Here is a 21,427-nt window from a genome sequence, read left to right as displayed (position 1 = left end):
GTATGATTATGTTCATAAAAAGAAAAGCGGAAGCGGCTTGGTCAGGGGAGACAAGCATTTTCGGGAAAACAGAAGAGGGCGCTCTTTGCCCTCATCTGTTTTATCGAAAAAGACCTCGAGCCCCTAGCCGCTGTAGCTGGACAAAAAGAAAAGCGGAAGCGGCTTGGTCAGGGGAGACAAGCTTTTTTGGAAAACCAATCAGTAAATCAGTCGTTAATAGTAGTAAAGTTTAACACTGTTTGTTTTATAATAAGGCTGTTTTCGTAAAGTTTGTTGTTCTTTAACGGAAAACTAAGTTTAACCCACTGAGATGATTCTCGCTGCGGGCACTTGACTCCTGCAGGAAGAGAGGGAAGTGGGAGACCCTATAGGCGAAGCCGGTTGTCTAGCTCCAGCGGCTAGCCCGCTGTGAAAAAGATAAAATCCCCAAAAGGCAAAGGACGCCTTTAGGGAATTTTCCTATTTTCTTCACGAGCTGACCAAGCCGCTTCCGCTTTTCTAAGAGGCTCCCATTTCTCCCCGCGGAAAGCAAGTGTCTGTAGCGAAAATCAACGGACAGAATTCATAAGCAAAGACAACATTCTATGAGAAAAGAGCCTATAATAAAGAAATATTCTTTGCTTTTCATACAGTTAAGTGGTAGCTCTTTATTCTTTTTTAATGTTTAGTGTACAATAATAATAGCTTGTATAGGTATGTCTAAAAGGAGTGTCGAAAATGAATGTTACAATATATGATGTAGCGAGAGAAGCAAATGTGTCTATGGCAACGGTTTCTCGAGTTGTAAATGGTAATCCAAATGTAAAACCAGCAACAAGAAAGAAAGTAGTAGAAGTAATTGACCGTTTAGGTTATCGTCCTAATGCAGTGGCACGAGGTTTAGCAAGTAAAAAAACGACAACTGTCGGTGTTATTATTCCTGATATATCCAATATCTTTTTCGCTGAGCTTGCAAGAGGAATTGAGGATATTGCAACAATGTACAAATATAATATTATTTTAAGTAATTCAGATCAGAACTCTGAAAAAGAACTGCATTTACTTAATACAATGCTTGGGAAGCAAGTAGATGGAATAGTATTTATGGGTGGCCAAATAAATGAAGAGCATGTGCAGGAATTTGAAAGGTCGCCCGTTCCAATTGTATTGGCCGGAGCTATAGAGGAATCAAATAAAGTTCCATCGGTTAATATTGATTATAAAGAGGCTGCATTTGATGCGGTAAAAGAGTTGGCTGATAAAGGACATAAAAAAATTGCATTTGTTAGTGGTCCTTTCCATGACACTATTAATATAAAGTATAAGCTAGAAGGATACAAGGAAGCACTAGAGGAATCAGGTATTACCATCAATGAGGACTATATTATTGAAGGTGATTATACATATGATTCAGGTCTAGAGGCTTGGGCAAGATTAGAAGAGCTTGATTCCAAACCTACAGCAATATTTGTCGGAAGCGATGAGATGGCTCTAGGAGTTGTCCATGGTGCACAAGACTCAGATTGGGCAATACCAGATGATGTAGAAGTTATTAGCTTTGACAATACAAGGTTAGCGTTAATGGTCCGTCCACAATTAACAACGATTGTCCAACCTTTGTATGATATCGGGGCTGTTGCCATGAGACTGTTAACAAAATTGATGAATAAAGAAAATGTTGACGAACAAACGGTGGTTCTCCCTCACCGTATTGAACATCGCGGCTCAACAAAATAAGAAATTTGTCGATACTAAGGTAAGAGAAAGCATTCGTAATAGACAAGCTCTTGACGGAGGCTTTAACAAAAATTCTATAGGGAAAGTGAAGCAAGTTTGAATTAGAAAGCAGAAAAATTGAAATATGAATTTTCGGGGAGAGGAATATGAAAAAGCTTGATTTTCTAACGCCTTTTGGTGTCGTTGTAGGATTATTGTTTGTTGCATTTGCAATCATTACAAATTCCGGGTTCGCAGGATTTACTTCATTTTTGGACGTTTCTTCTGTTCTAGTTGTTATTGGAGGATTAATGGCTGCGATGCTCATAAGCTTTTCCATAAAGGAATTAAAACTACTAGGTAAAGTGATGAGACAGACGTTTAAAGAAGAAACGTATGATTTAAAGTCCTTAGTTGAAACATTCGTTAGTCTGTCAGAGCGTGCTAGAAGGGAAGGGTTGTTAGCATTAGAAGTTGATTTAGAAAAGGTAGATGACCCTTTTATTAAAAAGGGGATGCTACTTGCAGTCGATGGTATCGAACCAGATGTAATCGTGGATATAATGAATGCGGAAATTATTGCTTTAGAGGAAAGACACAGGAAGAATAAAAGTCTACTCGAAAAAGCAGGAGAATATGCACCTTCATGGGGAATGATTGGAACTTTAATTGGTCTTGTCCTTATGTTAAAAAATTTAAATGATCCTACGTCATTAGGTCCAAATATGGCAATTGCACTACTAACTACTTTATATGGTTCTCTTTTAGCTAACCTCGTATTTATTCCAATGGCTTCGAAATTAGCACTGAAAACGGAAAAAGAGGTTTTTGTGAAGCAGGTGATTATCGAAGGTGTAATTGGTGTTCAATCGGGTCAGAATCCTAAAATATTGGAAGAAAAACTGCGAGTTTTCTTATCTAAAGAAGAATTGAGTAAACCAGAAAAAAAAGGAGCGGACCTAGAGGAGGCAGCCATTGATGAGGCGTAAACCAAGGCAGCCAGAAAAATCTTCAGGTGCTCCAAAATGGATGGTTACTTTTTCCGATCTTGTAACACTGGTTCTGGTTTTCTTTATCTTATTATTTTCGATGTCTCAAATCGATTTAGAGAAATTTAAAACGGTCGCAAAATCTTTTGAATCACGGGAAATTCTTGAGTTTTATCCGTCTGTTATACCAATGGAAAACCCTTCAGGAGAACCTAATTCTATAGAAAATAACGATGCAGGAAATTCGCAAACAACTGATAGAATGGATAGTAAATCCCTTGATGAATTATTAAATGAAATCCAAACATATCTTAAAGAAAATAAGCTTGGGAATGTAATAGTAGCTACTAGAACCGAACGAGGTGTCGTCCTTGTATTACAGGAGCAAGTGCTGTTTCATTCTGGACAAGCTTCGATTATCGGTAGTGCGTATCCATTTTTAGATCAGGTAGGGGATATGCTTACGGAAATTCCCAATCTTGTAAAGGTAGAAGGACACACGGATAACAGACCAATTGCTACAAGTCGATATCCTTCCAACTGGGAGCTGTCTTCTTCAAGGGCGAGTAGTGTAATTCGCTATCTTACGAATAATCATAACTTAGATTCAAAACGTTTTATCGCTGTTGGCTATGGTGATACGCGGCCAATTGCACCGAATAATTCAGCAGAAAACTTGCAAAAAAATAGGCGAGTAGAAATCATTATTTCTGACCCTGCTTACGAAAAAGAATAAATAAGTCAAACGGTTAAAATGGACGATCGAAATTCGATCGTCCATTTTACTAATATTAGTTTTCAAAACTCCTTCGCTAAACTTTCGTTTCCTAAAGAAACCAATTGATTTTTAACTAGGAGGTTTTTGTTTAAGTTGTTGTCGTATCGAATAGAGAGCCTTATCAACAGTCATCTTATTCTTTTCCGTTATTTCGTTTTTCCTTGGAATTGGGGGGTACATTTGTTTAGAGTCAAACCAACTTGAAGGAAGTTGGACACCGGCTTTTTCTTGCCAACGATTGGTCCAATTAGAAGGGAAAGATTTAGTAAATTCCATTCTTTCTGACATCTCAAGCCATATAAGTGCCCAAGCTCTCGGAACGACTCTCCAAATGTCATATCCCCCACCTCCTACAGCAACCCATTTGCCGTCACAGTATTTATGTGCCAATTCATGTGCAAGCTTAGGAATAGCTTTATATATCTCAATGGAGGAGGATAGATGTGTCAGTGGGTCGTAGTAGTGTGCATCTGCCCCATTTTGCGTAAGAATGACATCAGGTTTGAAAAATTCTGCTACCTCTCTAAAAGAATTTTCATAAGCTTCTAACCATGATTCATCTTCAGTAAATGCATCTAACGGTATATTAAAGGAATAACCATACCCTTTTCCATGGCCACGTTCGTTCACATTACCCGTTCCGGGAAATAGATATCTTCCAGTTTCATGAATGGAAAGAGTACAAACATTTGGGTCGTCATAAAAAGACCATTGTACACCATCTCCGTGATGTGCATCTGTATCAATGTACAAAACCCTTGCGTTATATTTTTCTTGAAGATAGCGGATTGCGACAGAACTGTCATTATAAATACAAAAACCAGATGCCTTTCCGCGAAAGCCATGATGTAGTCCCCCTCCTAAATGGACGGCATGATTTGCTTTTCCAGTCATAACATAATCAACAGCAGTTAATGTCCCCCCAACAAGATAGGCACTAGCATCATGCATGTTTGGGAAAATAGGGGTATCTTCCGTTCCAATACCAAAGCTTTCTGCTCGTTCCTCTTGAAGCTGCCCAACGCTTGCCTGTTTAACTGCATTTATGTAGGTTGTATCGTGGTTGAGCGATAGTTCTTCTTCTGTAGCCATTCTAGCTGGAACAATTTCATCTTTATGGATAGCGTTTAATTCGTTTAATAAGTCAATTGTTAAGGTCAAACGAAACTGATTAAATGGGTGTTGATCAGAAAATCGATAACGCAATAATTCATCAGAATAAACAAAAATGCTGTTCTTTTTCATGATGAAACTCCTGGCATATTAGGCCATAATACAGTGTATCCTTCTTTTTTTAAATGTTCGACTACACCCAAGGGATTCATTGTCTTAACCCTAAACACTAATATCTTATAAGAATCATCATGTTTATCTGGATAAACAAGTACACTATGAATATTTGCGTTATGTTCACGAATAATGCCGGCGACTTCATAAAGAATGCCTGCTCTGTTTGGTACCTTCACTTCAATTTGTGACCCAGGCTGATGTGCACCAGTCAATTGAATAAGTGTATGCAAAAGGTCTGTTTCCGTAATTATGCCAATCAATTTCTTTTCTTTAATAATGGGAAGACAACTTATATTATGCTCATAAAATAACGCTGCAACTTCTTCGACAAAGTCTAGAGGGTGTCCAGTAATGACATCTGTCTTCATAATTAGCTTTAACTGATTTTGTAGTTCTTGATCTGCTTTCTCTTTTTGAAAAATCGATGGAGTTCCATCTTTAACATCCCTGTCACTAACAATACCAATAAGCTCTGATTGATTATTAACGATAGGTATATGACGAATTTTCTTATCTCTCAATAGCTTTATTGCCGATTCAATTGTATCTTCGGGTTTTAATGTTTCAACATTTGTATTCATTATTTCTTCTACAATCATGTTTTCCATTCCCCTTTGTTTTCCCGTGTTCGTTAGGAATTTATAAAATATTAGTATGTGAATAGCTACGGAGCTGTTATGTTTAGCTCGAGTGGCTTCCGCTTTTCATTGTCCAGCTCCAGTGGCTAGCTCGCTGTGAAAAAGATAAATTCCCCCAAAAGGCCAAAAGCCGCCTTTAGGGGAAATTTCCTATTTTCTTCACGAGCTAAACGAGCCACTTCCGCCTTTCTATTAATACATAAAGCGGTTCATGAATCGGAGGCTGTCAAATTGTTGTATGGAGTCGTTGTCGACTCGTTTTCCGATGCGCACCATCAAGCAGTTAGCAGGATGGGAACTTATTTCAGGATCATCTGTTGCAAACCATTCCAATCCGCCAGCGTTCATCATCTTTTCCATGACTTTTCTATATTCCCATACATTCAAACCTGTTCCTTTCAGGTCCCAATGCCAGTAATATTCTGTTGTAATAATAATGTAGTCTTCCATATGATCATCCATCATGGAAACCTTTAAAAGGTTTTTGCCAACAGAAGCCCCTCTAAATTTTGGTATAACTTCGATGGCACCAAGTTCAATTAAATTTTCCATTTTCCCTTTTGACCACCTCTCAAGTGGGTCAGGGTATAAATAGGTAACATATCCTACAATTGTATCGTTTTCCCTTGCTACAATAATCCGACCCTCTGGCAGTCTTGCAATCTCAACCAACGCTTTATGTTGCTGCCTTGGAGGACGAAAGGCGACTAAATCCTCGTGAAATTCCAATCTAGCAAGATCTTCTGCTAGTATTGGTCCCTCAATGATAATATTTCCCTTTGCTGTTTTTATTTCTGATGCATTATATGTTTTTGTAAAGTCCATTCGGTCACCGCCTTGATAAGAATCCTAAGTCTATTATACATAAAATTAGCATAGTAAAAGCGTTTTCACAAAATTTTCAGACGTTAATGGTTATCGTATTAAGATATTTTCCTATTTGTTTTTATTTGGAGAGTAAATCCTAACTTTTGAATAACTTTCTGTGTGGAGTTGTCAGCCCCTTATTCGGAGGGGGAGTTTAGGGTAGTTAATATTCCTGCTTGATTTTTTAAAAAATTGAGAATATATTTATTTTATACTATAATATAGTTGTAACTTCTTACATAAGGGGGATTCGGTCGATGAAAGTGGAAGCGTTACCAGTTACAAAAGGGGATTTCAATCTAACAAACTACGAAAATACTTATGATAATTTTGATTGGAAAGAAGTCGAAAAACAGTTTTCATGGTACGAGTCAGGGCGTGTAAATATGGCATACGAAGCAATCGATCGCCATGCAGAATCTTACCGTAAAAACAAGGTTGCTTTATATTACCGTGATCCAGAACGTAACGAAAAGTATACATTTAGGGAAATGAAAAAATTATCGAATAAAGCAGGGAATGTATTAAAACAGTATGGGGATGTTGAAAAAGGCGATAGAGTATTTATCTTTATGCCAAGATCTCCGGAGTTGTATTATTCTGTATTAGGTGCAGTAAAACTGGGAGCAATTGTTGGTCCGCTTTTTGAAGCATTCATGGAAGGTGCTGTCCGTGATCGTTTGGAGGATAGTGAAGCAAAGGTATTGATTACTACGCCTGAATTACTTAACCGTGTTCCAGTTAATGAACTTCCTAATTTGAAGCACGTATTCCTAATTGGTGAAGATGTTAAAGAAGACGATGTCCATGTTGACTTTCTATCAAAATTTGAAGAAGCAAGTGATAAACTTGATATCGAATGGGTAGATAGAAATGATGGATTAATTTTACACTATACTTCCGGCTCTACAGGAAGACCAAAAGGTGTGTTGCATGTCCATAATGCAATGCTCCAACAGTACCAAACATCTAAATGGGTATTGGATTTAAAAGAAGACGATGTATATTGGTGTACAGCAGATCCTGGTTGGGTAACAGGTACATCTTACGGAATCTTTGGTCCATGGTTGACTGGGGCTTCCAATGTTATTGTGGGCGGACGCTTCAAACCGGAAAACTGGTATCAGACGATTGAAGACTTTGGCGTAACGGTTTGGTATAGTGCACCAACTGCTTTCAGAATGCTGATGGGTGCTGGAGATGAGGTAGTAAAGAATTTTGATCTTAGCTCATTAAGGCATCTACTTAGTGTCGGAGAACCTTTGAATCCGGAAGTTGTCCGTTGGGGAATGAAAGTATTCAACTTGAGAATTCATGATACATGGTGGATGACAGAAACTGGTGCGCAGCTTATCTGTAATTATCCTTGTATTGAAATTAAACCAGGATCAATGGGGAAACCAATCCCAGGTGTAAAAGCAGCAATTGTGGATGATCAGGGTCAAGAGGTTCCTCCTTATCGTATGGGGAACTTAGCGATAAAAAAAGGTTGGCCATCTATGATGCATACTATTTGGAACAATGAACAAAAATATGAGTCTTATTTTATGCCAGGAGATTGGTATGTCTCAGGTGATTCAGCATATATGGATGAAGACGGTTATTTCTGGTTCCAAGGACGAATTGATGATGTAATCATGACTTCGGGAGAACGAGTAGGACCATTTGAGGTAGAGAGCAAGCTTGTCGAACATCCAGCTGTTGCAGAAGCAGGGGTAATTGGAAAACCAGATCCTGTTCGTGGAGAAATCATTAAGGCTTTTATTGCTTTGCGGGAAGGCTATGAAATATCAGATGAACTTAAAGAAGAAATTCGCCAATTTGTTAAAAAAGGATTGGCAGCACATGCAGCGCCACGAGAAATTGAATTCAAAGAAAAATTGCCAAAAACAAGAAGTGGAAAGATTATGAGACGTGTCTTAAAAGCTTGGGAATTAGACCTTCCTACAGGGGATTTATCTACTATGGAAGATTAATTTAATAGAAAAAGGGGATTGATCTATAAGAACCGAGTACTTATAGGTCAATCCCCTTTTTGTTCGAGTTGTTACATTTAGTTTTAGTTCCTGTCTCTCAAAAATGAGATAATTAATTTGCAGTAGCATGACCAGCCCGAGAAGGAGAAGAGTTGGTCTAGAAATAAGAGAATATGGAACAGTATAATCCTCTCTTGAGATCAAATACCAACATGTGATTCTAGATAAAAAAGCCAAGTAAAAAGTTTAAAAAACTTTTACTTGGCTAAAAATAGCTGATTAACCTTCGTTTTCTGTCGGAGGAGTAGGTTGTTCAGGTGTTGGTGGAGTTTCTCCACCAGTGCCTGATCCGCCACCATCGGCATTATCACCGCTATTTCCCCCAGCGGAACCATCATCCTCACCACTATTTCCTCCACTATTGTTGCTACCATCAGTTGGTGGTGTAACTTCCGGATCTTTAGGTTTATCTGGTTCTTCTTTTGGAGGAGTCTGTGTTTCTTGTGCTGCTCCTATTCGAACAGTATTGGATGGAGCAGATTGTTTACCTGCTACATCAACAGCGATGACATAGTACTCGCCATTTCCAACAGACAGGGTATTACTACCATCTGATTTTACACTGCCGACTTTTGTACCTGATGTACTAAATATTCGGTATCCGATTACGTCTCCACTAGCAGAAGGAGTCCAAGTTATCTTGCTTCCAGAGGCTTTCAAGCTTACGGTACCAGGAGCAGCTCCGTCATCTGCTATTTTATTTTCGGCTACTAAAATATTTTTAAATCTTGCATCGCCTTGAGGAATTAGCTGACGCGGATCAGCGGAAATTCCATTTAATATTCGGCTGACAAAGTCAGGATTTAAGATTACTCCAGGTTGAGAGAATTCCGCCGGTGTATTAGGTAAAGCTAAATATTTATTCCCATTAACCATGACGTAACGACTTGTTAGCAAGCTATCATCTGTTTTCGTTGGGACAAATTTAGCATTAAACAAGTCACTTTTTACAAGACCGGCCTGGCTACAAGCTTCTGATGGAAGCATACCAGAAATAGAACAGTATGACCTTCTGACGATTCCACCAGGCATTTTAAATTGTTCTTCCGGATCTATTAATGCTGGAGCTAAATCGCGAGCATTGTTTAAAAAGTTTGCCCAAAGACGAATATTTCTTAAACCATAGTGTCCGTAGGTGCCTGTCGCTCTGTACATGGACTCGGGTTTGTCATATCCAAACCAAGTACCGAATGTAATACTAGGGTTAGAAGCGATAAACCAGTGATCATGATAGTCTTGTGTTGTTCCAGATTTTCCAGCCCAATCTGAACTGAAGTTTAGGTACTTTTTGGCGTACCTACCAGTTCCAGCATAATGATCTAGTGTATCTCTCATCATATCAAGAGTTAGATAAGCAGTTTGAGGACTGAAAACCTCTACTGGTTCTGTCTTGTGTTGATAGATAACTTTTCCTTCATCATCAACAATTTTATCAATCATATAAGCATCAACGAATTTTCCACCATTTGCGAATGTAGTATAGGCATTTACATTTTCCTCCACTGTTACACCAGTAGTTGTTGCGCCCAGAGATAGTGATAGGTTGTTTCTCTCAGATTGATCTATACTAGAAAAGCCCATTTTCATAAGAAAATCATTAAAAGGATCTTGATTGACAATACCTGCATAGGTCCTTGCAGCAGGGATATTTAGCGACTCTGCAAGAGCTAATCTTGCAGGGAACAGTCCATTGTAATTATAGGAATAGTTTTGCGGAGACCACATGCTTCCATCTCCAGCTCGTATACTCATCGCAACATCTGGTATAGGTGAACCAGGGGATATTGTCCCATATTCTAGTGCAGGTGCGTATGCGAGCAAGGGTTTCATCGTTGATCCATTTTGTCTAAGTGATTGTGTAGCATGATTTATCTGTTCTGTATCAAAATCACGACCACCAACAAAACTGATGATTTTCCCTGTTTTGTTTTCCATCATTATTGCTCCAACTTGAACAGGTCGCTTAACTTCTTTCATTTCCCCGGTTTCTGGATCTTCGACTGTGTCCGTTAGAGTTGGGCCGTACATTTCATATTCATCTTTTGTTTTCTGCATATTATCATAGATTTCTTTATTAATAGTAGAGTGAATATGATAACCGCCTTTGCGGACATCACGGTCAGCTAACGTGTAATATTTTTCTTTTAATTCATCATTCTCTTTTAAATCCTCTTTTGTATAACCATCTTTTTTAGCCAGAACTTCTGAAATAACTTCTGTAGCTCTTCTTTCAAGCTCAGCAGTTAACCAAGGATATTGTTCCCTTGGTGAGGACTTTGGTGAAATAAAATCTTTCGTAATATCATAAGAGACTGCTTTTTTGTATTGTTTTTCTGTAATATAGCCTTCTCTTTTCATCCGATAAAGCACAATCTTCATTCGTTCAAGACCGGGCTCTAGGTTCTTTTTCACTTTGCCATTATTGCTAAAAGGTGTATAAGCAAACGGTGCTTGTGGTAAACCTGCAATAAAAGCACTTTGTGGTAGTGATAGGTCTTTCGCATCAACCCCAAAAATCCCGAGCGCTGCTGCTTGTACACCTGCGATATTTTGGCCAGTTGCATCTCTACCAAGGTCAGCCATATTTAAATATGCCTCAAGAATTTCATCTTTCTCAAAAAATTGCTCTAGTCTCATTGCTAAAAGAATTTCCTTTGCTTTTCTTTCGAATGAAACTTCATTTGTTAGAATTTGGTTCTTAATTAATTGCTGTGTAAGTGTACTTCCTCCGGTTTGGGTTGCTGAATTAGTGAATTCCTGCATGATAGCTCTAAGGATTGCTTTAGGGACAATTCCGTTATGCTCTTTGAAGTACTCGTCTTCTGTAGCAATAACTGCATTTCGAAGATGTTCAGAGACATCTTTAAGCTGAACTTCAACTCTTTCGAGGTCTGTCCTCATTTTGCCTAAATAGACATCGTTGGCAAAATAAAGCTGAGAGGTTTCCTCATAACTGTAAATATCCTTTTTCATTTCGTCATAGGTTCTAATCGGTTCATCTTTAACAAGAGAGGCAAAGTACCCTGCCCCGACACCCCCTGCAAATGCTGTACCTACTACTGAAATAACCATTATTATTAAAAATAAGTTCCACATAACACCATATGTGATTCTTGCTCGTTTGTGCAGTCTATTATTAGTGAAGAATGCTATTATCGGTCTGAGTCTTTCAAGTAAACTATTCCATTTTTCTTTCATAATCATACCCCCTAGAACATTCTTATTATAGCATACTTCACTTAGCACCTGTCGGTAAAAGTCGAATGAAAAGTTTTGGTAGTAATTAAGCAGTTATTGACTATTATTTTAGACTATGGTAAAAACTTTATATAAGAAAATAATCTACATAACATTCTTATCTATAGTTAGTAAAGATAATGAAATAGCTAGTGCTACGAAAGGAAAAAGTAGTCTTCTTTCCCTGTATACAGAGAGTCAGTGGATGGTGGGAACTGACACAAAAAGGAGATGAATTACATCCTGGAGCTTTTGCTGTGAACATTTTAAGTAGCAGCAAACGGTAAAAACCGTTATTATTTATGAGTGAAGGACTTTTTTTCCTTAATTTGGGTGGTACCGCGCGACAGCGTCCCTGCTTTATGCAGGGGCGTTTTTTTATTTTTTTGGCTGCTTTCGTAAAGTTTGTTGCTTTTTAAAGGAAAGCTAAGTTTAATCTACTGAGTAGATTCTCGCTGCGGGCACTTGACTCCTGCGGGAAAAGAGGGAAGGGAGAGACCCTGCAGGCGAAGCTGATGTCTAGCTCCAGCGGCTAGCTCGCTGTGAAAAAGATAAAATTCCCAAAAGGCAAAAAGCGCCTTTAGGAAATTTTCCTATTTTCTTCACGAGCTAGGCAAGCCGCTTCCGCTTTTTTAGGAGGCTCTCATTCCTCCCCGAGGATCTTGTGCTCGTAGCGGAAATCAACGGGCTTAATGTGTAAGTAAAAACAACAATCTATGAGAAGAAAGACTTTTTTTAAAATTAAAGGAGGATTACTAATGGAATTATTAAAAGATTTAGCATGGCGTGGCATAACATATCAGCAAACTGACGAAGAGGGATTGAAGAGTGTACTAGAGAAAGAAAGTATTTCTATTTATTGTGGAATAGATCCTACTGCTGATAGTATGCATATCGGGCATTTACTACCATTTTTAACATTGCGAAGGTTTCAAAATCATGGTCATCGTCCACTAGTTCTTGTAGGTGGTGCAACCGGTCTTATTGGAGATCCAAGCGGAAAAAATGAAGAACGCAAACTGCAAACTGTCGAAGCTATTCAACATAATGCAGCAAGTATTAAAACTCAATTAGAAAGTATCTTTGATTTTGAAGGGGAAAATGGGGCTATCATGGTTAATAACTATGACTGGATAGGCTCAATGGATGTTGTAACCTTTTTACGTGACTTTGGTAAACATGTTGGAGTTAACTATATGTTAGCAAAAGACACGATTTCTTCTCGTTTAGAATCAGGTATTTCGTTTACGGAATTTACTTACACAATCCTGCAGGCGATGGACTTTAATCACCTCTATGATAATTATAATTGTAAACTGCAGGTTGGTGGAAGTGATCAGTGGGGAAATATTACGACAGGCCTTGAATTAATAAGAAGAACACACGAAGAAGAAACAAAAGCATTCGGATTTACAATACCACTTGTAACAAAAGCGGATGGAACAAAATTTGGAAAAACAGAAAGCGGTGCAATTTGGTTAGATCCGGAAAAAACATCTCCATATGAGTTTTACCAGTTTTGGATAAATGCAGCGGATGCAGATGTTGTTAAATACCTAAAATATTTTACATTTTTAAGTCATGAAGAAATAGAGGACTTAGCTAAAGCAGTTGAAACAGAGCCGCATCTTCGCAAAGCACAAAAAACGCTTGCTGAAGAAATGACAAAGCTAATACATGGAGAGGAAGCATTACAACAAGCTATCCGTATTACAGAGGCATTATTCAGCGGTGACATTAAGTCCTTGTCTGCAGAAGAGGTAAAAGAGGGATTCAAAGATGTACCGACTTTCCAGCAATCCAAAAATGAAGAAATAGGCTTAATAGATCTACTTGTTGGGGCTAAGATATCTTCATCAAAACGTCAAGCGCGTGAGGACGTTGGGAACGGTGCAATTTATATTAACGGTGAAAGAATAACAGATCTTCAACATATAATAAATGAAAATGATAGGATTGAAGGAGAATTTACAATAATCCGTCGAGGTAAAAAGAAATACTTCATGATCCAATATGTATAAGAGAACAAAAGAAATGCCTTGCTTTTAGTAGCGGGGCATTTTTGATGTGGATAATGAAGTATAAGAGAATATAATAAAAAAACTCTGTCCAGTACTGGACAGAGTTTTTGAATATAACGATTAACGAGAGTAGAACTCAACGATAAGAGATTCGTTAATTTCTGCTGGAAGTTCAGAACGTTCTGGTACACGAGTGAAAGAACCTTCTAATTTTTCTGCATCGAAAGTTAAGAATTCAGGAACGAAGCTGTTTACTTCGATTGCTTCCTTAACAATGTCAAGGTTACGAGATTTTTCACGTAAACCAATTGTTTGACCAGGTTTTACACGGAAAGATGGGATATCTACGCGAGATCCATTAACCGTTACGTGACCGTGGTTAACTAATTGACGAGCTTGACGACGAGTACGTGCAAGACCTAAACGGTATACAACGTTATCTAAACGACACTCAAGAAGTGCCATGAAGTTTTCACCTTGTTTACCTTGCATTTTACCAGCTTGGTCAAATAAGTTACGGAATTGACGTTCAGTTACTCCGTACATATGACGAAGTTTTTGTTTTTCTTGAAGTTGTAAACCGTACTCAGAAAGTTTTTTACGTTGGTTAGGACCATGAGGACCTGGAGCGTAAGGACGCTTTTCTAATTCTTTACCTGTACCGCTTAGAGAGATTCCTAAACGACGGGATAGTTTCCAACTTGGACCAGTATAACGAGCCATAATATGACTCCTCCTTTATTGTTTTTATTTTGTTGTAAAATAAAAACCAGGTGTGAATAACAATCATGCGTATTTTGTTTTCATGTACCTTCGCCCTAGCAGCAGAGAGTTACAAGATACACCTCATATGGAGGAACAAAATACAGACATAAAAGACTTCACAAAGGCTGCATTATTTTACACAAATAGTATTATATGACGCTGGGACGTATAAGTCAAGGATATTTGGTTGTGGCTTCTTCAAAGGCTATAGTAGTTTATAGTACTTTTGTACCTTGATATGGTATAATTTTATAAAAGAAAATAATTAAATCAAATTTTGATTAACAGGGTAATACTGTTCGTTAATACGGGATAAAATGAGTGATTATAATTTGAAAGAATCAAGACGTGAAAGGAAAATAAGACTAGCTTTAATTGTTGGTGCTTGTTTTTTAATAGCAATAGGATTTATTTGGCCTTTTTCATCAGAAAAAAAGGAAAATGATATCGCAAAGGTTCCTATGATTCAAGTTCAAGTATTAGAAAAAGCAAATGCTAGCACTAATCCACTTGTTGTTGTTTCAAAAATAGTAGATAAGAAACAACTTCTTATTTTATATGAAATTGAGAAAACTAATGATTATTTTTTTAACGTGCAAAAAAGTATTTCTTTAAATGATAAAGTACAAAAGATATTTCTAAATGAAAACGAGACAGGCGTTTGGGTTCAAACAGTTAATAATAATGAATGGATTTTATTTTCTGATTCGTTGGAGGAGTCAAGACGAAGTAAAGAAATACCTATAAAGATGTCCAGTAGTTCGGTGGATTTTACTTATAAGTCGTCTTCTCAGTCAATTAAGGTTATTTCTGAAAAGGGTGTCGAGATTCCGTTAACAAAAGGTGATAAACCAGCGGATGTTCATTTAATTTCACCTTCTTTGTGGCTGATAGTTTTTGAAGATGAATTACAAATTGCTAAAGGTTCGTGAAAATTTGAATAATTTTCACAAACCTTTTAGGTGTGGGTGGGACATATGAAGATAGCAAAGCAAAAAGAAATAATCAAATATAAAGCTAGCCTGTTTGATTTGATACATGGTAATGAATGCAAAAATAACAAGGTCCTTTCATGGTTAAGAGTAGTGAAAAGTTTTTTAGATGTAGAAGACGTTTACTATTATTATAACGATAATTACTATTTTAGACTTATGGAGGATAGTTCTTACACTGATTTACCCAAAGAAATCACGTACGAGAAGGCTGAAAATTTGTTTAGTGATTCTATGCTGATAGACTTCACTACCTCTTCTAGTAAAATTCATCCTTTTTTTGATTATGGATTTCTCTTTAAAACGAAAGAAAAGTCGCCGCAAGGGATATTGTGGCTGAAATTTAAAGAGGATCTATTATTAAGGGAAGACGTTTTGCAAGACTTCTGGGAGGAAAGTTGTAGATTCCTCCAGTTTTTCATGCAGATGAAGACAATTAAGGATGATGAACACAGGTATAGAGAGTTGTTTAATGTAACAGAAATGTTTCATTCAACAAGAGAAGTGCAAAAATTGTTGAGTCACATAATCGTTACACTTGAAAGGGTATTCCCTAAATATGTTTTTCACTTATTGTTGTCAAATGACTATGATGATTATGCTAATCTTCCAATTGGAAATTTTGATTTTAATCAAGCAGTTCCAAAAGCGATGAAGGCGTTTGTTAATGGAAGCATGGAGGTAGATGAAGGCTCTGTACTATATGCTCCTTTGAGAGGAAAACAAGGAGTGTATGGTGTTTTAGAAGTAGATTCTCAGGGTGGACCTAATTTTTCTAGTCAGCAAGTGGAATTCATACGGTTACTTGCTTATACTGCTGGAAGTGCTTTGGAGAATGCAAAATTGTATGAGCAGTCACGACGGTTAATAACGGATTTGCAGCTTATAAATGAAACATCTCATCAACTTAATATGAATTCTAAAATGTCCGAAACACTTTCTTTATTAAAAAAACAAATAAAGCACTCTTTTCGTGCATCTGTCGTAGGATTTACCTTTCTGGAGAAGGATGAATTTGAAATTTTAAGCACCAGCTCCCCCTTCTTTTTTACAAGTGAAGGAGAAAAATATATTTCATTTGTGAGAAATAGAATCCAAAAAGAGAAAGATTCTATATTTATTGGCGATATGATGGATAAGCTATGTAATGGTTCTTACCGGTCATTGATGGCTGTTCCAATGATACAGGGTGACACCTTAAAAGGTTTTTGTATTGTTCTACACGAATTACCATACTCTTTTTCATTTGATATGTATAAATTGCTGCAGTCCTTTATCCATCATTCAACTTTAGCTATTACAAATGCGATGTTGAGGGAAAAGTTAGAAAAGCTAGTTATAACTGACCAAATGACGAATCTTTACGCTCGTCATTATTTAGATGAAAAAATGGAAAGTTCCTTATCTGAAGATCGATGTGGTGTATTTTTATTGATAGACATTGATGATTTCAAATCAATCAACGATTCTTATGGACATCAGGTAGGGGATGAAGTGATTATTCAGGTTTCCAATCACATAAAGAACGCTGTTGGTGATAAGGGATCGGTGGCAAGATGGGGCGGAGAAGAGTTGGCAGTGTACTTTCCTAACAAATCAATTGAAACAGGAAAGCAAATTGCGGAACGTGTTGTAGAAACTGCTCCCGATAATAGTAATCCTAAAGTTACACTTTCATGTGGTGTAACCAGCTGGAAATTAGCTGGGGATAATAGAGAAACTATTAAAGAACTAGTCAGAAGAGCGGATCAGGCGTTATACTTTGCCAAAAATAATGGGAAAAACCAAGTTGTCATGGGGAATTAAGCTTCTTTGTTTTTTAGAGTACTAAAAAATTGCCTCTTTTATTAGTGAGGGGGGAATAGTTCAAAACTGAAATTTAAAAGGGATGGGCCAATAAATGCTTACTATTTCACAGTATATTGTACCGGTTTACGTTATTTTCGTACTATATACTAGTTAGAAAATTATCGGCATTTTACCTAAGGTTTGTCCCTTTTTCTAATCAATTTATTGAAAACGCTTTCTTTTGTTGATGATATATCATATCCTAAAATAGGAAGTATTAATAATTTGGGGAATTTCGGGAGGAATAAACAATGAATAAGGAAAAGGGATTTGAGACAAGGGTTATACATGAGGGATACGATTCTTCCTATCATCACGACAGCTTAGCACCGCCTTTATATCAAACTTCTACTTTTACTTTTGAGAATGCTAAACAAGGGGAAAATAGATTTGCAGGTGAGGAAGAAGGTTTCATTTATTCACGTCTTGGTAATCCAACTGTAGCGATGCTGGAAAAGAGAATGGTCTCGCTTGAAGGTGGAGAAGCAGCATTGGCATTTGGTTCCGGAATGGCAGCTGTTTCCGCTGTTCTATTTTCGTTGACGAAAGCCAATGACCATATTTTGTGCTCTCAAGGAGTGTATGGGTGCACATTTGGCTTACTTCAATTAATGAATGAGAAGTATAATATTGATCATAGTTTCTCTGCGATGGATTCAGAAGAGGAGCTGCTAAATAAAATTGAACCGCATACAAGGTGTATTTATGTAGAAACACCTATAAATCCTACGATGCAGCTTATTGATTTGGAAATGGTAGTGAGCGTAGCAAAGAAAAAAGGGATACCTGTTGTCGTCGATAATACATTTTGTTCTCCATATCTTCAAAGACCACTAGAACTTGGTTGCGACATCGTCATTCACAGTGCAACTAAATATATTGGAGGACATGGTGATGTGATTGCAGGGATAATTGTCGGCAAAGAGGATGTAATAGCAACAATTAAAATGACAACACAGAAAGATATCGGGGGTATCATTTCGCCTTTTGATGCTTGGCTACTGCTTAGAGGTCTCAAAACATTGCCGGTTAGAATGGATAGACATTGCGAAAGTGCAGAAAAGATAGCTGAATTATTAAAGAACCATCCGTCTGTAGAAAAAGTTATTTACCCGGGGCACAGTAATCATCCGCAATATTGGATTATGAAAAAACAAATGAAAAAACCTGGAGGCATGATCTCGTTTACAATAAAAGGAACGAAAGAAGATTCCCAAAAGGTAATGGATGAATTAAATTTGATAAAAATAGCTGTTAGCTTGGGAGATGCAGAGACATTAATACAACATCCAGCGACAATGACTCATGCTGTTGTTCCAGCAGAATTCAGAAAAAAGATGGGGATAGAGGAGACTTTACTTAGATTGTCTGTTGGCTTGGAATCTGTTGATGATATATGGAGTGATTTAAACCAAGCTCTTAGTAAAATCTCGGTAGGCACAGCCACTGAAAATGTTTAAAAGTTATAGAGGTTAAAATGAAAGAGGAGCCAACGAAAAACGGGGTATTAGCATTCCGTTCTTTGTTGGCTTTTGTTTTGTCTCAAGGCTGCACACTTAGATATGTTTTACTAGTTCTTGGACAAACTCTTCTAATTTTTCTTTGTCTTGTTTATCGAATCGGAATGTTTCTGGACTGTCGATATCTAAAACACCAATTAGAGTATCATTCTTCACAATAGGTACAACTATTTCAGATTGTGACGCTGCATCACAAGCAATGTGACCAGGAAATTTAGAAACGTCTTCTACGAGTAACGTCTCTCTTTTTTCCGCTGCTGTTCCACAAACGCCACGACCTAACGGAATCCGTATACAAGCTGGAAGGCCCTGAAAAGGTCCTAAAACTAATTGGTTGGATTTCTCTTCATATAAATAGAAGCCGACCCAATTTATATTATCTAAAAACTGATTAAGTAATGCAGATGCGTTACTTAAGTTTGCAACAACATTTTCTTCGCCTTCAATCAATGCTTTCAGTTGCTTTCTCACTAATGAGTAACCATTCTCTTTTGAGCCTTCATATTTTTCTACTTTAAACACCAGTAACTCCCCCATTTCAACAAAATTAGATGTATTCTAGGTCTTTTTCGTTTTGAATAACGTAATTAACAGAAAAGTTGTCGATAAATACAAGAAGGATATCGACTAGATAAGACGAATTCTTTTGAGTAGCAGAGGCTTTTATGAAACAAGAATAACTATCTTAATTTTTTTCCATTGAACCATTTTTAGCACAATTTTTAAAATCATTCAATTATTTAATGAAAAGAGGGAGAGATTATGAGAGATATAAAGCTATCTAGCCCAACAAAGAGTAATATCTTACAATCCGCTATTTCACTATTTTATGATCATGGCTTCGATGGTACTTCCGTTCGTGACATTGCAAATAAGGCCAAGGTGAATCCTTCCAATATTTCTTATTATTTCAAAGGTAAACAAGGTTTGCTAGAAACATGCTTTAATCGTTTTTTTGAAGAATATTTGAGTTTTCTTGAAGCAGAAGTTCACAAGTTAGAGCACGATTCTGCAGCAGATTGCTTAAAAAGATCTGTATTTAATATTTTACACTTTCAAAGTGAGAATTATCTTATGGCGAGGTTTGTGTGGAGGGAGGTTTCTATTGACTCTCAGGTTATTAGAGAAATAATTTCATCCTATTTGATGAAAGAAAAATACTATATGAAGATGCTATTAGAAGCTGGGATGAGTGAACAAACGCTGAAAAAGCAGCCAATTAGTTTCTCCATTATACAATTAAAATCAATGTTAACGATGCCGTTTTTAAATAGTCAGCAATTGAGGGAAGTATGGCATGTATTTCCACATGAGAATTATTTTATCGAGCAGTATTATCGACAGATAGAAAATTGGATTGATATGTTATTAGTGAATGAAGAAGTGGTGAGTAATGGTAAGCTTATTGTGTTGTAAATTCCATTTAAATATCGAATGAAAAAGGGCATGAAGCTGATTACACTTTCTGCCCTTTTTTGTTTGACTGTTTCTACTTTTCATTGTTCAGTTCTAGCGAGCTATCCAAGCCGCTAGAACTTTTCGGATTGTCTAGTTCGAGCGGCTAGCCCCTCGAGGTCATAAGTCAAGCATTCCAAAAAGGTAATAAAACACCTTTCCGGTATGCTCGTCGGGGCTGATTGAGCCGTTTCCACTTTTCTTGTTGTCCAGTTCGAGCTGCCCAAGCCGCTTCCACCTTTCTGATTAAAGGAATTTCATTTCCTGTCTGCCTTGGTTTATGTCACGTGATTGGTGGGCATCGGAACCATAGACAATTTTAATTCCATATTCTAGTGCTTTTTGAACGATTTCGGTTGTAGGATAGGGCTGCCCGCAATATTTTTTGTATATTCCTGCTCCGTTGTAATCGAGTTCGTATTGGTTATTTTTCATTGCTAGTAGTATTTCGTTTATTTCTGAAAGAAATGTTTTTTTGGCAGGGTAAAGATTTTGGAATTTTCTTACTAATGTAATATGCCCGATTCTTTTAGGTTTATATGGTCCTAGATCAGTGGTTACAGACTTTAGTACGGTTCTAAAATATTGTTCATATAGCTTATCGACAGATCCAAATTTCTGGGCCATCTCGGCAAATACCTCTGAACTGTAGTCTAAGCAATCCCAATTGCCTTGGTGATGAAGGAAATGTACTGATAAAATACTATCTTCTATAAAAGGACCATATTCATTTAAAAATTTTTTTGTTTCCTCTTCAAATCCTTCAATATAGTCAATTTCTAATCCTGAAAGAATAGAAATGTTTTCTTTATATTTGTCTTTCAATATTGTTAGTTTATAGAAGTAATCTTCGAGAGCGGAAAGATTCATCCCACTGTCCTTTGTAGGGGTGGAATCTATAAAACCATTTGGCAAGGGAGCATGCTCTGTGAAAGTAATTTGTTCATATCCGAGCGAAATAGCTCTTTCAACATACGATTCAAAAGAATCAGTAGTTCCGTGTGGGCAAAAAGGTGTATGTATATGACCGTCAATTTTTTTCATTTTTCATCATTTCCCTTTCCATATATCCAGCGATATAATAGTAAAATAGTAAACAATTTGACTATAAAGTGAAGCTTCAGTTAGTAAGAGTCTTCCTGCCTGTTAATGTGGGATAAACTAAAAAATTTTCACCAATTCTATTGGAACAATGAAAATTTAGAAATTAATAGTCAAAAATTGTCGTTTACATGGTATCATTATAACAATGCGTAGTCATTTAATACACATTTACATAGAATAGTGAACGTTTAT

At 37.1% G+C, this 21,427-nt stretch carries 17 protein-coding genes and 1 other annotated feature; of the genes, 10 read left to right on the top strand and 7 right to left on the bottom strand.

From position 1 onward, the window contains the following. Positions 1-2 precede the first annotated feature (2 nt). The 4 genes from ACFSUL_RS12780 to motS all read left to right on the top strand — a co-directional run bounded on the left by ACFSUL_RS12780 (position 3) and on the right by motS (position 3,420). Positions 3-233 (top strand): hypothetical protein, encoded by a 231-nt coding sequence (locus tag ACFSUL_RS12780; protein ID WP_377935980.1) that lies wholly within the window; start codon positions 3-5, stop codon positions 231-233. A 484-nt stretch (positions 234-717) separates the two neighbouring features. Then, on the top strand, positions 718-1,716 hold the full coding sequence (gene ccpA, locus ACFSUL_RS12775; protein ID WP_377935978.1) for a catabolite control protein A: 999 nt from the start codon (positions 718-720) through the stop codon (positions 1,714-1,716). Positions 1,717-1,862: 146 nt separating this feature from the next. Continuing rightward, entirely contained in the window at positions 1,863-2,684 is an 822-nt protein-coding gene (motP, locus tag ACFSUL_RS12770) for a flagellar motor protein MotP (protein ID WP_377935976.1), read from the top strand. Continuing rightward, positions 2,674-3,420 carry a flagellar motor protein MotS gene (motS, locus tag ACFSUL_RS12765; protein WP_377935974.1) on the top strand — a complete coding sequence of 249 codons (747 nt, stop codon included), beginning with the start codon at positions 2,674-2,676 and terminating at the stop codon, positions 3,418-3,420. The genes motP and motS overlap by 11 nt, the downstream gene beginning before the upstream one ends. A 111-nt stretch (positions 3,421-3,531) precedes the next feature. On the opposite strand, the gene ACFSUL_RS12760 is transcribed toward motS, so the two are convergent. The 3 genes from ACFSUL_RS12760 to ACFSUL_RS12750 form a co-directional block, all read right to left on the bottom strand. Then, positions 3,532-4,707, bottom strand: coding sequence for an acetoin utilization protein AcuC (locus ACFSUL_RS12760; protein ID WP_377935972.1), 1,176 nt, complete (start codon positions 4,705-4,707; stop codon positions 3,532-3,534). Beyond that, positions 4,704-5,351, bottom strand: a complete 648-nt coding sequence (locus tag ACFSUL_RS12755; protein ID WP_377935970.1) for an acetoin utilization AcuB family protein — start codon at positions 5,349-5,351, stop codon at positions 4,704-4,706. Before ACFSUL_RS12755 ends, ACFSUL_RS12760 begins: the two co-directional genes overlap by 4 nt. A 231-nt stretch (positions 5,352-5,582) precedes the next feature. Further along, positions 5,583-6,215, bottom strand: coding sequence for a GNAT family N-acetyltransferase (locus ACFSUL_RS12750; protein ID WP_377935967.1), 633 nt, complete (start codon positions 6,213-6,215; stop codon positions 5,583-5,585). A 299-nt stretch (positions 6,216-6,514) separates the two neighbouring features. Between ACFSUL_RS12750 and acsA the strand changes: the two genes are divergently transcribed. Continuing rightward, positions 6,515-8,233, top strand: a complete 1,719-nt coding sequence (acsA, locus tag ACFSUL_RS12745; RefSeq protein WP_377935965.1) for an acetate--CoA ligase — start codon at positions 6,515-6,517, stop codon at positions 8,231-8,233. A gap of 279 nt (positions 8,234-8,512) precedes the next feature. On the opposite strand, the gene ACFSUL_RS12740 is transcribed toward acsA, so the two are convergent. Next, positions 8,513-11,491 carry a transglycosylase domain-containing protein gene (locus tag ACFSUL_RS12740; protein WP_377935963.1) on the bottom strand — a complete coding sequence of 993 codons (2,979 nt, stop codon included), beginning with the start codon at positions 11,489-11,491 and terminating at the stop codon, positions 8,513-8,515. A gap of 187 nt (positions 11,492-11,678) precedes the next feature. Then, positions 11,679-11,890: a binding site (T-box leader), on the top strand. Between the two features lie 398 nt (positions 11,891-12,288). On the opposite strand from ACFSUL_RS12740, the gene tyrS reads away from it, so the two are divergent. After that, the gene (gene tyrS / locus ACFSUL_RS12735; RefSeq protein WP_377935961.1) at positions 12,289-13,551 is read left to right on the top strand and encodes a tyrosine--tRNA ligase; all 1,263 of its coding nucleotides are present in this window, start codon (positions 12,289-12,291) and stop codon (positions 13,549-13,551) included. Positions 13,552-13,671: 120 nt separating this feature from the next. Here the strand turns inward: tyrS and rpsD are convergent, their stop codons facing one another. Further along, positions 13,672-14,274, bottom strand: a complete 603-nt coding sequence (gene rpsD / locus ACFSUL_RS12730) for a 30S ribosomal protein S4 (RefSeq protein WP_071411036.1) — start codon at positions 14,272-14,274, stop codon at positions 13,672-13,674. A gap of 359 nt (positions 14,275-14,633) precedes the next feature. Between rpsD and ACFSUL_RS12725 the strand changes: the two genes are divergently transcribed. The 3 genes from ACFSUL_RS12725 (at position 14,634) to megL (ending at position 18,616) form a co-directional block, all read left to right on the top strand. Then, positions 14,634-15,248: a hypothetical protein gene (locus tag ACFSUL_RS12725; RefSeq protein WP_377935958.1), complete on the top strand. Its 615-nt coding sequence runs from the start codon at positions 14,634-14,636 to the stop codon at positions 15,246-15,248. A gap of 45 nt (positions 15,249-15,293) precedes the next feature. Further along, entirely contained in the window at positions 15,294-17,114 is a 1,821-nt protein-coding gene (locus ACFSUL_RS12720; protein ID WP_377935956.1) for a sensor domain-containing diguanylate cyclase, read from the top strand. A gap of 293 nt (positions 17,115-17,407) precedes the next feature. Continuing rightward, the gene (gene megL, locus ACFSUL_RS12715) at positions 17,408-18,616 is read left to right on the top strand and encodes a methionine gamma-lyase (RefSeq protein ID WP_377935954.1); all 1,209 of its coding nucleotides are present in this window, start codon (positions 17,408-17,410) and stop codon (positions 18,614-18,616) included. Between the two features lie 96 nt (positions 18,617-18,712). Here megL and ACFSUL_RS12710 read toward each other — a convergent pair whose 3' ends face one another. Then, positions 18,713-19,198 (bottom strand): GAF domain-containing protein, encoded by a 486-nt coding sequence (locus tag ACFSUL_RS12710; protein WP_377935952.1) that lies wholly within the window; start codon positions 19,196-19,198, stop codon positions 18,713-18,715. Between the two features lie 240 nt (positions 19,199-19,438). Here ACFSUL_RS12710 and refZ point away from each other — a divergent pair, with 240 nt between their 5' ends. Further along, on the top strand, positions 19,439-20,092 hold the full coding sequence (gene refZ, locus ACFSUL_RS12705) for a forespore capture DNA-binding protein RefZ (protein ID WP_377935950.1): 654 nt from the start codon (positions 19,439-19,441) through the stop codon (positions 20,090-20,092). Between the two features lie 285 nt (positions 20,093-20,377). Here refZ and hisJ read toward each other — a convergent pair whose 3' ends face one another. After that, positions 20,378-21,175 (bottom strand): histidinol-phosphatase HisJ, encoded by a 798-nt coding sequence (gene hisJ / locus ACFSUL_RS12700; protein WP_377935948.1) that lies wholly within the window; start codon positions 21,173-21,175, stop codon positions 20,378-20,380. Positions 21,176-21,427: the final 252 nt, after the last annotated feature.

The organism is Bacillus seohaeanensis (genome assembly GCF_042684945.1).
Lineage (GTDB): Bacteria > Bacillota > Bacilli > Bacillales > Bacillaceae_B > Rossellomorea > Rossellomorea seohaeanensis.
The sequence above is the reverse complement of the archived record's forward strand: the minus strand, read 5'-3'. Positions and strand labels throughout refer to the sequence as shown.

Excerpts from the sequence above, each read along its gene's own strand:
- ACFSUL_RS12760 (WP_377935972.1), bottom strand. The coding sequence starts at position 4,707 with ATGAAAAAGAACAGCATTTTTGTTTATTCTGATGAATTATTGCGTTAT.
- rpsD (WP_071411036.1), bottom strand. The coding sequence starts at position 14,274 with ATGGCTCGTTATACTGGTCCAAGTTGGAAACTATCCCGTCGTTTAGGA.
- ccpA (WP_377935978.1), top strand. The coding sequence starts at position 718 with ATGAATGTTACAATATATGATGTAGCGAGAGAAGCAAATGTGTCTATG.
- hisJ (WP_377935948.1), bottom strand. The coding sequence starts at position 21,175 with ATGAAAAAAATTGACGGTCATATACATACACCTTTTTGCCCACACGGA.
- tyrS (WP_377935961.1), top strand. The coding sequence starts at position 12,289 with ATGGAATTATTAAAAGATTTAGCATGGCGTGGCATAACATATCAGCAA.
- ACFSUL_RS12720 (WP_377935956.1), top strand. The coding sequence starts at position 15,294 with ATGAAGATAGCAAAGCAAAAAGAAATAATCAAATATAAAGCTAGCCTG.
- ACFSUL_RS12725 (WP_377935958.1), top strand. The coding sequence starts at position 14,634 with ATGAGTGATTATAATTTGAAAGAATCAAGACGTGAAAGGAAAATAAGA.
- acsA (WP_377935965.1), top strand. The coding sequence starts at position 6,515 with ATGAAAGTGGAAGCGTTACCAGTTACAAAAGGGGATTTCAATCTAACA.
- megL (WP_377935954.1), top strand. The coding sequence starts at position 17,408 with ATGAATAAGGAAAAGGGATTTGAGACAAGGGTTATACATGAGGGATAC.
- motP (WP_377935976.1), top strand. The coding sequence starts at position 1,863 with ATGAAAAAGCTTGATTTTCTAACGCCTTTTGGTGTCGTTGTAGGATTA.
- ACFSUL_RS12755 (WP_377935970.1), bottom strand. The coding sequence starts at position 5,351 with ATGATTGTAGAAGAAATAATGAATACAAATGTTGAAACATTAAAACCC.
- motS (WP_377935974.1), top strand. The coding sequence starts at position 2,674 with ATGAGGCGTAAACCAAGGCAGCCAGAAAAATCTTCAGGTGCTCCAAAA.
- ACFSUL_RS12740 (WP_377935963.1), bottom strand. The coding sequence starts at position 11,491 with ATGAAAGAAAAATGGAATAGTTTACTTGAAAGACTCAGACCGATAATA.
- ACFSUL_RS12750 (WP_377935967.1), bottom strand. The coding sequence starts at position 6,215 with ATGGACTTTACAAAAACATATAATGCATCAGAAATAAAAACAGCAAAG.
- ACFSUL_RS12780 (WP_377935980.1), top strand. The coding sequence starts at position 3 with ATGATTATGTTCATAAAAAGAAAAGCGGAAGCGGCTTGGTCAGGGGAG.
- refZ (WP_377935950.1), top strand. The coding sequence starts at position 19,439 with ATGAGAGATATAAAGCTATCTAGCCCAACAAAGAGTAATATCTTACAA.